Genomic DNA, 12056 nt, shown 5'->3' with positions numbered 1-12056 from the left:
ATGCAACCAAATCGCCTGCCGGCGCGTTCGGGGAGCGATGGGAAGAAATCCATCGGCCGGCACTCTATCTGATTATGGCCGCCGCGATTGGCGCGGCGGCAGTGGGCTGTCGCCTGAGAGACGGCATAACTGAAACAAAGGAAGACCAAGATGAAAGCATCCTTTCTCTTTAGAGCGCTCTTCGTGATCGGCCTCCTGGCCAGCCCCGTCGCGCTCACAGCCTGCAGCGGCGAGACGGCCGGCGAGTACGTCGACGACTCGGTCATCAGCAACACGGTGCGCGCCAAGCTGGTCGACGACCCGGACCTCAACGTCTTCCAGATCGACGTCACCACCCTGCAAGGCGAAGTGCAGCTGAGCGGTTTCGTGGACTCCCAGGCCGCCAAGACCCGCGCCGGCTCGGTGGCCGCCGGCGTCGACGGCGTGAGGCGGGTGCACAACAACCTCGTCGTCCGGTAGGCGGCAGGCCATACGGGCCGGCGGAAAGGAATGGCCGACGTTCAGGCCGCTCTGGTAAAGGTTCCGTTTTCTTAACGGCGCATAAACCGATGGAGCCGGCCCCATGACCCTGCGCATCGTTCGCCTCGGCACGCCCCGGCATCCGCGGGAAGGCACCCGCATCGGCACGGTGCGGCGCCCGCCGCGCGGCGTGAAGAAGGAGCGCTATGCGGCGGACGACTGGTACGACGTGTGGTATCCGGAACTCTCGCCCAGCCCTGAACTGGTCTCCCAGGCGTTGAAGGCGGAGACGGATGCGGACTGGCGCGCCTTCACGCGCGCATTCCAGGCCGAAATGAAACAGCCGGCGGCAAGCCGCACCCTCGACCTGCTGGCCGCCCTTTCGCAGGGCGCAGACTTTTCGGTCGGCTGCTACTGCGAGGACGAGGCCCGCTGCCATCGCTCGGTACTGCGGGACCTGCTGGCCGAGCGCGGTGCGAAAATCAGCTGAGGAGGCGACAGCCTTGGCCGTCACGCTGAACCACACCATCATCCACGCCCACGACAAGGCGGCGACGACGCAGTTCCTGACGGAGATTCTGGGCCTCGAACCGCCCAGGACGCTCGGCCCCTTCACCGTGGTGCAGGTCGGCGACACCTCGCTGGACTTCCTGGAGACCGAAGGTGAAATCTCCTCGCGCCACTTCGCCTTCCTGGTCAGCGAGGCCGAGTTCGATGAGATCTTCGCGCGCATCCTTGCGCATGGCCTGCCCTACTGGGCGGATCCTTCCCGCCGGGAACCGAATGCCATAAACCGCTGGGACGACGGTCGCGGACTCTATTTCGAGGACCCCAACGGCCACCTGCTGGAGATTCTCACCCGCCCCTACGGCAGCGGGGGTTTGGATGCAGAGCATCCAAACCCCCTGCTCGGCCGGCCTTAGCGGTTCTTCCGGAACCGTTCTTACGGCGCGCGGTCTTTCTCAGACCGCGACCACGAAGGCGATCTCCACGGCGTACTGCGGCGCCGCGAGCTTGGCCTCGACAGTGGCGCGCGCGGGCGTGCAGCCCGGCGCCACCCAGGCATCCCACACCGCGTTCATCTCGCCGAAGGTCGCCATGTCGGTGATCCAGATGGTGGCCGACAGCAGCTTGGTCTTGTCGGTGCCGGCTTCGGCGAACAGCTTGTCGGCGCCGGCGAGGATGTCCTTGGTCTGCTCGGCGACGGAGGCGCCCGGCGCGTTCGCCGCCACCTGGCCCGCCAGGAAGGCGATGTTCCCGTAGACGACGGCCTGGGACATGCGGGGGCCCGGCTGGATACGCTTGATCTCGGTCATGAAGAAAGGGTCCTTCTTAGGGTAGGAACGGAAGCTTTGTGCCTTCAGGCAGCTTCCGCAGGGACGATCCCGTCCAGCGGGATCGGCGGGGACCGGCCTGCGATGAGGTCGGCGATGATGCGGGCGGAGCCGTGAGACATGGTCCAGCCGATGTGGCCGTGCCCGGTGTTGAGCCAGAGGTTCTTGAGGCCGCGGCGGCCGAGCACCGGCAGGTTGTCCGGCGTCATCGGCCGCAGGCCGGCCCACATCTCGGCACGGTCGTAGGCGAGGCCCTCGGGGAACAGGGCCTGGACGACACGCTTCATGAAGGCGAAGTCCGCCGGCTTGTGGCCGCGGTCGTAGCCGGCGAACTCCGCCGTCGCCGTCACCCGCAGGCGCTCGCCCATCGGTGTGATGGCGACCAGATTGTGCTCGTCGATCACCGGCAGTCGCGGCGCCAGGGCGCGATCGGTCACGGGGATGGTCAGCGAATAGCCCTTGATCGGATAGATCGGCAGGCCGATGCCGAGCTTGCGCGCCAGGATCGGGCTCTCCGCCCCCAGGCAGAGCAGGTAGGCATCGGCGGTGAAATCGCCCCTGTCGGTGACGACCCGCACCACGCTGTCGCCGGCACACTCGATGTCGGTGACGCGGGTAGCGGTCAGAATGCGGCCGCCGCGCTGCTCGACGATCTCCGCCAGCGCGCGGGTGAACTTCGCACAGTCGCCGGTCTCGTCGGTCGGGCAGAGAATGCCGCCGGCGATGCTGCCGGCCGAGCCCGCCAGGGCCGGCTCGCGGCGGACGACCTCCGCCGTGTCGACCACCATGATCTGCTGGCCGTCGGATTCGAGCAGCCGCATATGGGCGACGCCCTTCTCCAGCGCCTCGCGGCTGCGATGGAAATAGAGAATGCCGTCGGCCGTCCGGTCGTAGTCAATGCCCTCCTCCGCCACGACTGCTTGCAGCACCGCCTGCGAATGCACCGCCAGACGGTGCTTCAGCAGCGTGTTGCGGCGCGCCTTTGCCGCCGTGCACTCCTTGAGGAAGCGCAGCGACCAGGCATAGAGATGCGGATCGGCGGACAACCGGAAGCGCAGCGCCTGGTCCTTCAGGAACAGCGACTTCAGCAGGATCATCGGCGCGGCGGGAGAGGACCACACGAAGGAATGGCCGGGCGCGATCATGCCGGCATTGCCCCAGCTCGCCCCCTCGGCGACCTTGGGCGCCTGCTCCAGGACGGTGACGGCATGGCCGTCCTTCTGCATCTGGTAAGCGGTGGTGATGCCGACCACGCCGCCACCCAGGATCAGGACCTCCATCTCAGCCCCGGCATCGCCGCCCCACCCTCATCGCTCCCCGCCGACAAAGTCGTTCTCGTTGCCGACACTTAGAAGCACCGCCCTCGCGCTGTCAACGCGGCGCGGCGCAACCGCACTGTGCGGAGCGGCTGTAGGTGTTTTCATTGTGGGACCGCCGCTTTTCGGTCCACAATGGAGGGCCCGGACACAGCGAGCGGGCCCGGCCCGCGGGAAGATGACGATGAGTCCTGCCGCCGCACCCCAAGTGGATCGCTCCCTTATTCTGAATAAGGAGCGTATCGCCTTCGAGGCCGACAAGGGGGTCGGCCGGCGCGCCAGTCTCGGCCTGCTGGTCCTGCGCACCGACCAGACCATCGAGGACGAGTTCCGCTTTGCCCTGCCGGACGACGGCATCGCCCTCTACGGCGCGCGGCTGTTCAACGACGTGGCGATCACGCCCGAGACCCTGGCCAAGATGTCGGACCAGGTCCCCGGCACGGTCCGCCTGCTGCCGGACGTGGATTTCGACGTCATCGGCTTCGCCTGCACCTCCGGCGCCCTGGTCATCGGCGAGGACCGCATCGCCGCCCGCGTGCACGAGGTGCTGCCGGACGTCGAGGTCACCGACCCGGTGACGGCGGTCCGCGCCGCGCTCGGCGCCCTCGGCATCTCGCGCATCGCGCTGCTGACGCCCTACATGGCGTCCATCAATCACAGGATGCGCGATTCCCTCATGGCGCGGGGCATGGACATTCCCGTCATGGGCTCCTTCAACGAGCCGGACGACAACACGGTCGCGCGCATCACGGAGGCGTCGGTCGAGCGCGCCCTCCTCGACATCGGGTCATCGGATGATTGCGACGGCGTGTTCGTCTCCTGCACCAGCCTGCGCCTCGCGCGCGTCGTCGAACGCGTCGAGCGGAAGCTCGGCAAGCCGGTGACCTCCAGCAACCACGCCCTCGCCTGGCACATGCTGCGCCTCGCCGGCGTGACCGACGATATCCCGGGCAAGGGCGAACTCTTCCGCCGGGGCCTGTAGCTGGCTCCGGCCGCGACTACCGGCGGCCGGCGGCTTCCAGGATCAGGTTCGCGATCTCCTGCGGGTGGGAGACCATCGACAGGTGGCCGGCAGCGACTTCGATCGTCTTGGCCTTCATGCGCTTGGCGAGAAACCGCTCCAGATCAGGCGAGATCGTCATGTCGTCGCTCGACACGGCGTAGTAGCTCGGCTTCGAACGCCAGGCGGCAGCCGTGGTGCGGTCGCCGAACAGCGAGGCCGCGGTCGGCTGCTGCTCGGCGAAAAGGACCTTCGCCTCCTTCTCCGGCACACCGTTGGCGAAGTAGTTCACGAAGGCCTCTTCCGAAAGCGTGGTGAAGCCGTCATAGGTCTGAACGCCCGCGCGCACCGGCATGGTCGGGAACTGCTTGGACAGCGCGACGAAGTCTTCACCCGCATCGGGCGCCCGCGCGGCGACATAGACGAGCGCGGCGACCTTCGGATCGGTTCCCACCTCGCTGACCAGGGTGCCGCTCCAGGAATGGCCGACCAGCACTGTCGGGCCGTCCTGCTGCGCAAGCGCGCGGCGCGCCGCCGCCGCCGCATCGGGGAGCGAGGTCAGCGGGTTCTGCACAGAGGTGACATGCAGGCCGGCGGCCTGCAGGATGGGAATGACCTTGTTCCAGCTGGAGCCGTCTGCCCAGGCACCATGCACCAGGACGACGTTTTTGACCGGCCCGGCGGCGGCCGTGGCAGGGGTCTGGCCTGCCGCCTGCGCCGCGGCGACAGACGCAGCGGTAATGAGCAGAGAGGCGACAATGAGGGGACGGATCCACGAGAGCTTCATCGGTTTTCTCCACATAGGGCCATGCCGGTCGCCGGGACACTGGTGAACTTTCCCGGGGGCGGCAGCACGGTGGTCATATGGGGATCAGGCCGGAGGCGATCTGGAACGTTCCGATCACATCGGATCACGAAAATTTGGGCCGCGCGAGGGCGCTGCGCGCAGCACCATAGGGCGCCTCGCCGTCATTGCATGAAGCGGGGCAGCGCCGCTGCCAGTGCGTCCACCGCCAGGCGCACCTTCAGCGGCATTTGGGGACCTGGCAACCACAAGGCATGGCAGTCGTAAAAGAACCCCGCCTGGTCCGGGAGCAGGTCCACCAGACTGCCGGCCTCGAGGCGTTCGCGGACCAGCCACCGCGGCAGCCAGGCAATTCCGACGCCGCCTGCCGCCGCATCGGCGATGGCTTCCAGGTCGTCGAACCGGAAGCGGTGGGACGGCGCGACTTCCAAGGTGCTGCGGTCGGTTTGTGGAAACAGCCAGGGACGCACACGGCCGGAGCGGCGATAGACGATCGCCCGGTGTGCACCGAGATCGCCGACCGCCTGCGGACGGCCATACCGTGCGAGGTACTCGGGCGCCGCACAGACGATCATGCGCTGACGCGCAACGCGGCGCGTGATCATTCCTGATCCGCCGTCCAGTTCGCCCGTGCGCACGGCAAGGTCGAAGCCGTCTTCCGCAAGATCCATGAGCCGGTCGCCGAACGACAGATCAAGCTCGAGCGATGGATAGCGCGCCGCCAGGTCCAGCAGCACGGGCGCGACACAGCGCCGGCCGAAGTGCACCGGCGCGGTGACGCGCAGCCGGCCGCGCGGTTCGCTCAGCTGGTCGGCGGCCAGCGCGTCCGCCGCCTCTGCCTCGGCGAGGACCGCCCGGCAGCGGTCATAGTAGGCCCGCCCGACTTCCGTCAGGCTCTGGCGCCGCGTAGTGCGGTGGATGAGCTGGACGCCCAGGCGCTCTTCGAGGAAGCGGACGTGCTTTCCGACCATCGGTCCGGAGAGGTCCAGGGCGTCGGCGGCGGCCGTGAAGGAGCCGAGATCCACCACCTTCACGAAGACGGCCATGCTGGTCAGACGATCCATGATTAAAAACCCTGAGTTTCTACTCTTCTGCCAAAGCGGCCATTTATTGCGGTCATAGCGCACTCTACTGCTTATTCCATTCAATCATTTTGGAGTTAGCAGCAGATGGCAAGAGTCGTTCGCTTCCATGAGCATGGCGGTCCCGAGGTCCTGCGGATCGAGGACGTCGATCTGCCGCCCCCCGGCCGCGGCGAGGTTCAGATCCGCGTGAAGGCCCTGGGTCTGAACCGGGCGGAAGCCATGATGCGCGCGGGGCACTATCTCGAAACGCCGAGCTTCCCGGCGGGCCTGGGCTTCGAGGCTGCCGGGACCGTCGAGGCGCTCGGCGAGGGCGTGGACGGCCTCGCGCGCGGCGATGCGGTCAGCGTCATCCCGCCGCTCTCGATGCTGCAATGGCCGGCCTATGGTGAACTGGCCAGCTTCCCCAGCGCCCATGTCGTGAAGCACCCCGCCTCGCTGAGCTGGGAGCAGGCCGCGGCAGTCTGGATGCAGTATGTCACCGCCTACGGCGCCCTGATCGACATTGCCGCGATCCGCCGGGCGACCTTTGTCGTCATCACCGCGGCCTCCAGCAGCGTGGGACTGGCCGCGATCCAGATCGCCAACAGCGTCGGCGCCACGACGATTGCCGTCACGCGCAGTTCGGCCAAGAAGCAGGCTCTGCTGGATGCCGGCGCGGCCCATGTCATCGCCGCGGCGGAAGAGGACCTGGAAGGCCGGCTGAAGGCGATCGCCGACCCGGCCGGCGTGCAGGTGGTCTTCGACCCGATCGGCGGCCCGATCTTCGAGCCGCTGACGGCGGCCATGGCGCGCGGCGGACTCCTCATCGAATACGGCGCCCTCAGCGCGGAGCCAACCCCCTTCCCGCTGTTCAAAGTGCTGAGCAAGTCCCTGACGTTGCGCGGCTACGTCGTCCACGAGATCACCGGCGACCCGGCCCGCCTGGCGGCCGCCAAGGCCTTCGTTCTGGACGGCCTGCGCTCAGGGGCGCTGCAGCCGGTCATCGCCCGGACCTTCCCCTTCGAGCAGATCGTCGACGCGCACCGCTTCCTTGAATCGAACCAGCAGTTCGGCAAGGTTGTCGTGTCCCTGTGATGCTGGCGGGACTAGGCAGGCCGGTACGGACCCGGCCGGCGGCCCGGCGGGTGGCCCCACCCCCTGATCGCGCGACTGTTACCGGTCCGACGTCGACCCGGCCTTGGCAAAGGCCACCGCCCGGCACCATATTCCGGGGGCAAGACCGCAAAAGGAGACATTCGAATGACCGAGCGCGCTGTTCTGGCCGGTGGCTGCTTCTGGGGCATGCAGGACCTCATCCGCAGGCTGCCCGGCGTCCTCAAGACCCGTGTCGGCTACAGCGGCGGCGACGTGCCCAACGCCACCTACCGCAACCACGGCACCCATGCCGAAGCGATCGAGATCGTCTTCGACCCGCAGAAGATCAGCTACCGGCGCCTGCTGGAGGTGTTCTTCCAGATCCACGACCCGACCACCAAGAACCGCCAGGGCAACGATGTCGGCCTCTCCTACCGCTCGGCGATCTACTACGAGAACGAAGACCAGAAGCGCGTCGCCGAGAACACCATCGCCGACGTGAACGCCTCCGGCCTCTGGCCCGGCAAGGTGGTCACCGAGGTGGAGCCGGTCGGCGACTTCTGGGAGGCCGAGCCGGAGCACCAGGACTACCTGCAGCGCATCCCGAACGGCTACACCTGCCACTTCCCGCGCAAGGACTGGGTGCTGCCGAAGAGGAGTGCGGCGGAGTAGCGGGCGCTAGGTCCTCACACACTCCGCTGTCGTCCCGGCACTTGATGCCGGGACCCATTGCCCGGGCCGCACGGCACGCAGGCTAAGCAGATACGTGGGGCGCTTGCAGCGGGCACAGAAGCCAACAGATCTGGGAATCACCGCACGCCAACGGCATTGGGTCCCGGGGTCAAGCCCCGGGACGACAGCGGGGTGTGCGGCATAGCGCCAGGCGATCCCTCGCCCACATCCTGCGATCACTCTACGCTGTGCCGCCGTTCAGCCGCCTGACCATTGCATGAAGATCCCGGCGAGCGCGCCGATCAGCAGCACCACGCAGACGACGGCCTGGATGAGGAAGCCCGGCGTGCGCTTCTCCACCGCCTTGCGGTAGCCGGCATAATAGAGAATGCGCCCGCCGATCCAGACGAGCCCGAGCGCTGCCGCGGCGATGTCGTTCAGATAAACCGCGCAGAGCCACAGCGTCGGCAGGAAGATCGGCATCCACTCCAGCGTGTTCATGTGAATGCGGTGAACGCGTTCGAACTCGGGATGGCCCGTCACGGCCGGCAGCTTCACGCCGAATTTCCCGTGCGCCGCCGCCACGCGGGTCCCGAGGAAGACGTAGAACAAGACGGCGAGCAGCGTGACGAGCGCGGTGTACTGCGGCATGAAGAGTCCCCCTGGCGGTTCAACCGTTACGAAAGGTCGCAGCCTCCAGGAAAGTCCGTCGCTTCGCAAGGGCGCCTATCACCGGAACGCCCTCGCCTCCTACTCCCACTCAATCGTCAACACCCACAACGGAACAATGAGACAGAAATCGAGAAAGAACGAACTACCGCATCTCAAATTCCGCCACAGCCTTCCTCAAGAAATCAGGTCCAAATGCCCGCACTCGGATAGACTCCTCTAGCGTACTCCGCTAGTCCCATGTCCGTTGCTTTAGCCAGATGCATTAAGAAAGCGTCAATTCGTTTGAGGCTCCTTGCGTCCAGCCTTCTGTCGCCACTTGGCGTCGTTGTCCAGTCGTATGATGGAATTGCAAAACCGTGGGCGAAGCTATGCCTCACCTTTAGGATTTGATCCAGAAAATCCCTCGCCTCAGTGGCATTCAACCCCGCCTTTGGCCACTTCCAGTCGTTAATGGGATCATATCCGGTACAATCAACAAGGAGAACTCTGGAATTGTTCGAATTCGGCGTATTGAACCGCTTCAAGCTCCTTTCAACAAACACCTCTAAACTTCCGTGAACCTGTGAATATTCCGGATCCAGTGGCTTTCTGATTCCCGCACAAAATTCACGGACAACATTATTCAAATAGCTATCCCAGGACGCCACATACGCAGCGAGGGATGCATGAAGGAAGCCACGCTTCTTTTCATGTGGAATGGGTCTGAGCCGAGGATCACCGGCAGCTTCCTGAATTCGTCTTCCAGACGCAAGCCCACTAGCAAACTGCACTAAGGACTGACTCTTCATTACAGCCTATCCACGAATTCCCTTAGCGCAGCCTTATATCGATCCAGCGGGTCTTGGTTTAGCTGAATTCGCTCGCCATCGAGATTCTTCGGACCGGGAGTGACCTTATGAAGTGGCGTTCCAGTCGTCGCGACATAAACGCAAGCACCGTGATAGTCCGGAACCTGAACAAAAGCCGAACTAGGTTTCTCTTTCGGTATGGCGTAGAAGGAACGGTGTTTCTCATGAATACGATCGACCGTGGCCTGGACACGCTCATTCACTACCTTAAAGGCTTTGCTCGGCTTTCCGTCGTATAAGGTAACTCTGTTAGAAACGAAGGTGTGAAGCCGAGGCTGAACCACACCCTCTTCCTTAGCTTTCTTGGAGAAACTGATCTTCGCATAAACCTGCGTATGCTTGTCTCCAACACCAAAAAGAAGCGCGATTACATTTTCTATAGCCCTTCTTGAACTGTCGTCTGCGGTGAATGGTACAATCACATTATCCGCAGCCACCAATCCGAGCTGAGTGTAGATCGCAAAACTTGGATTGAGGTCGATAATGAACATCGCGTCCCTATCGCCACTGCGCAACCTCAACTCTTTAACCAAGTCGGCAATCCAAGAGATCACCTGTTTCCAAGCGTCAAACGGAACGGCAAGCTGTGAGGTTTGACGAATAGCCTCCGAAAGAATTTCAAGAAGATTATCCCCACATAAAAGAAACAAGTTTTCAGGTATATTATTGTTGAAGTCGCTCGGACGACTGACGTATTTTCCCACATCTGAAATCATTCGAAACGGACTACTAAGCCTTTCCTCGATATACCCTGCTATGGTGCATCGCGGATTTGCTTCGGTTAACGTCCGCAAAGCTTTGGCGTCTATATCAAATCCCCCCAAAAGAGTCTCAGATATATTTCCTTGCGGGCAAAGATCAATCACGTAAACATCTGCATCAGGGTGCGTATGTGCATATTCAGTTGATGCAATAAAGCCGAGGAAGCTTTTCCCGACCCCGCCCTTGTTGTTCCAAAATGCGTAACTCGACATAAGCTTCCTCTAGATATTGTTCAGTTTTCCGGGATACCAAGTCGGTTGACTTCAGACAAGCATATCGGATTGAATAACACTATAGCGCACCTACACTCTAAAACACTACGCAAACGTTGGTTCGAGCGTTATCGCTTGGCAGATCGCCCCGAGAATTTGGCGATTGATTTCGCAATGAACTCCGCCATGCGTTCCCCACTATTCGTCGAGTGCAATAGACTTCAAAAAGCACCCGACCAGATGTGACCTGACATCAAGCCCCCTACTCCCACTCGATCGTTCCCGGGGGCTTGGAGGTGACGTCGTAGACGACGCGGTTGATGCCGCGGACCTCGTTGATGAGGCGGGTGGCGACGCCGGCCAGGAAGTCGTGGTCGAAGGGGTAGCTCTCCGCGGTCATGCCGTCGGTCGAGGTGACGGCGCGCAGGGCGCAGACGTAGTCGTAGGAGCGCGCGTCGCCCATGACGCCGACGGTCTTCACCGGCAGCAGCACGGCGAAGGCCTGCCAGATGGCGTCGTAGAGGCCGGCCTTGCGGATGGCGTCGAGGTAGACCGCGTCGGCCTTCCTCAGGATCTCGGCCTTGTCGCGGCTGACCGGGCCGGGGATGCGGATGGCGAGGCCCGGCCCCGGGAAGGGGTGGCGGCCGACCAGGGTCTCCGGCAGGCCGAGCTCGCGACCCAGCTCGCGCACCTCGTCCTTGAACAGCTCGCGCAACGGCTCCACCAGCTTCATGTCCATGCGGTCTGGCAGGCCGCCGACATTGTGGTGCGACTTGATGGTGACGCTGGGGCCGCCGGTGAAGGAGACGGACTCGATCACGTCCGGATAGAGCGTGCCCTGGGCCAGGAAATCGGCGCCGCCGATCTTCGCCGCCTCTTCCTCGAAGACGTCGATGAAGGTGCCGCCGATGATCTTGCGCTTCTTCTCCGGGTCGTCGACGCCTTCCAGCTTGCCGAGAAAGAGGTCGCTGGCGTCGCGGTGCACCAGCGGGATGTTGTAGTGATGGCGGAACACCTCGACCACCTGCTCGGCCTCGTTCAGACGCAGCAGGCCGTGGTCGACGAAGATGCAGGTGAGCTGGTCGCCGATCGCCTCGTGGATCAGCACGGCGGCCACCGAAGAGTCGACGCCGCCGGAGAGGCCGCAGATCACCCGGCTGTCGCCGACCTGCTTGCGGATCGCCTCGACCGCCTGCTGGCGGAAGGCCGCCATGGTCCAGTCGCCCGAGCAGCCGCAGACCCGGTGGGTGAAGTTGGCGAGCAGCTTCGCGCCGTCGGGCGTGTGCACGACCTCCGGGTGGAACTGCACGGCGTAGATCTTCTTCGCTTCGTTGGCGACCACGGCGAAGGGCGCGCCCTCGGAGGTGCCGCAAACCTCGAAGCCCTCGGGCAGCTTCACCACGCGGTCGCCGTGGCTCATCCACACCTGGTGGCGCTCGCCGGTCTTCCAGACGCCTTCGGTGAGCGTGCAGTCGCTCTGCATGGCGACGAAGGCCTTGCCGAATTCCTGGTGGTCGGAACCCTCGACCACGCCGCCCAGCTGCGCGCAGATGGTCTGCTGGCCGTAGCAGATGCCGAGGACCGGCACGCCGAGCTCGAAGACGATCTGCGGCGCGCGCGGCGTGTCCGTGCCGGTCACCGAGGCCGGGCCGCCGGAGAGGATCACCCCCTTGGGCGCGAACTCGGCGATGCGCTGCGGCTCGGCATTGAAGGGAAAGATTTCGCAGTAGACCCCGCTCTCACGCACCCGGCGGGCGATGAGCTGGGTCACCTGGGAACCGAAGTCGAGAATGAGAATGCGGTCTGTCATGCGGTCT

General features: G+C 64.3%; 14 protein-coding genes. 6 read left to right on the top strand and 8 right to left on the bottom strand.

Going from position 1 to position 12056, the window contains the following annotated elements:
* The first annotated feature begins 150 nt into the window (after nt 1–150).
* The 3 genes from WDC82_RS13805 (at nt 151) to WDC82_RS13795 (ending at nt 1382) form a co-directional block, all read left to right on the top strand.
* Nucleotides 151–459, top strand: coding sequence for a BON domain-containing protein (locus WDC82_RS13805; protein WP_340117919.1), 309 nt, complete (start codon nt 151–153; stop codon nt 457–459).
* Nucleotides 460–562: 103 nt separating this feature from the next.
* The gene (locus WDC82_RS13800) at nt 563–949 is read left to right on the top strand and encodes a DUF488 family protein (RefSeq protein WP_340117918.1); all 387 of its coding nucleotides are present in this window, start codon (nt 563–565) and stop codon (nt 947–949) included.
* Between the two features lie 13 nt (nt 950–962).
* Entirely contained in the window at nt 963–1382 is a 420-nt protein-coding gene (locus WDC82_RS13795; protein WP_340117917.1) for a VOC family protein, read from the top strand.
* Between the two features lie 39 nt (nt 1383–1421).
* Here WDC82_RS13795 and WDC82_RS13790 read toward each other — a convergent pair whose 3' ends face one another.
* Nucleotides 1422–1775, bottom strand: a complete 354-nt coding sequence (locus WDC82_RS13790) for a RidA family protein (protein ID WP_340117916.1) — start codon at nt 1773–1775, stop codon at nt 1422–1424.
* A gap of 44 nt (nt 1776–1819) precedes the next feature.
* Nucleotides 1820–3073, bottom strand: a complete 1254-nt coding sequence (locus WDC82_RS13785; protein ID WP_340117915.1) for a D-amino acid dehydrogenase — start codon at nt 3071–3073, stop codon at nt 1820–1822.
* A 220-nt stretch (nt 3074–3293) separates the two neighbouring features.
* On the opposite strand from WDC82_RS13785, the gene WDC82_RS13780 reads away from it, so the two are divergent.
* Nucleotides 3294–4091 carry an Asp/Glu racemase gene (locus WDC82_RS13780; RefSeq protein ID WP_340117914.1) on the top strand — a complete coding sequence of 266 codons (798 nt, stop codon included), beginning with the start codon at nt 3294–3296 and terminating at the stop codon, nt 4089–4091.
* 16 nt (nt 4092–4107) lie between these two features.
* On the opposite strand, the gene WDC82_RS13775 is transcribed toward WDC82_RS13780, so the two are convergent.
* Nucleotides 4108–4896, bottom strand: a complete 789-nt coding sequence (locus tag WDC82_RS13775) for an alpha/beta hydrolase (RefSeq protein WP_340117913.1) — start codon at nt 4894–4896, stop codon at nt 4108–4110.
* Between the two features lie 182 nt (nt 4897–5078).
* A complete protein-coding gene (locus WDC82_RS13770) occupies nt 5079–5978 on the bottom strand; it encodes a LysR family transcriptional regulator (protein ID WP_340117912.1) in 900 nt (299 codons plus the stop codon).
* A 105-nt stretch (nt 5979–6083) separates the two neighbouring features.
* Between WDC82_RS13770 and WDC82_RS13765 the strand changes: the two genes are divergently transcribed.
* Both WDC82_RS13765 and msrA read left to right on the top strand, forming a co-directional pair.
* Nucleotides 6084–7073, top strand: a complete 990-nt coding sequence (locus tag WDC82_RS13765) for a zinc-dependent alcohol dehydrogenase family protein (RefSeq protein ID WP_340117911.1) — start codon at nt 6084–6086, stop codon at nt 7071–7073.
* A 165-nt stretch (nt 7074–7238) separates the two neighbouring features.
* A complete protein-coding gene (gene msrA, locus WDC82_RS13760; protein ID WP_340117910.1) occupies nt 7239–7745 on the top strand; it encodes a peptide-methionine (S)-S-oxide reductase MsrA in 507 nt (168 codons plus the stop codon).
* Between the two features lie 258 nt (nt 7746–8003).
* Here the strand turns inward: msrA and WDC82_RS13755 are convergent, their stop codons facing one another.
* The 4 genes from WDC82_RS13755 to guaA all read right to left on the bottom strand — a co-directional run bounded on the left by WDC82_RS13755 (nt 8004) and on the right by guaA (nt 12049).
* Nucleotides 8004–8396, bottom strand: coding sequence for an MAPEG family protein (locus WDC82_RS13755; RefSeq protein WP_340117909.1), 393 nt, complete (start codon nt 8394–8396; stop codon nt 8004–8006).
* A gap of 203 nt (nt 8397–8599) precedes the next feature.
* Entirely contained in the window at nt 8600–9205 is a 606-nt protein-coding gene (locus WDC82_RS13750; protein WP_340117908.1) for a hypothetical protein, read from the bottom strand.
* Nucleotides 9205–10239: a ParA family protein gene (locus WDC82_RS13745; protein ID WP_340117907.1), complete on the bottom strand. Its 1035-nt coding sequence runs from the start codon at nt 10237–10239 to the stop codon at nt 9205–9207. Before WDC82_RS13745 ends, WDC82_RS13750 begins: the two co-directional genes overlap by 1 nt.
* Nucleotides 10240–10501: 262 nt before the next feature.
* Entirely contained in the window at nt 10502–12049 is a 1548-nt protein-coding gene (gene guaA, locus WDC82_RS13740) for a glutamine-hydrolyzing GMP synthase (protein WP_340117906.1), read from the bottom strand.
* Nucleotides 12050–12056 lie beyond the last annotated feature (7 nt).

The organism is Pelagibius sp. 7325 (assembly GCF_037652055.1).
Taxonomy (GTDB): domain Bacteria; phylum Pseudomonadota; class Alphaproteobacteria; order Kiloniellales; family Kiloniellaceae; genus Pelagibius.
Note: the sequence above shows the minus strand (reverse complement) of the source record. Positions and strands in the feature narration are given on the sequence as shown.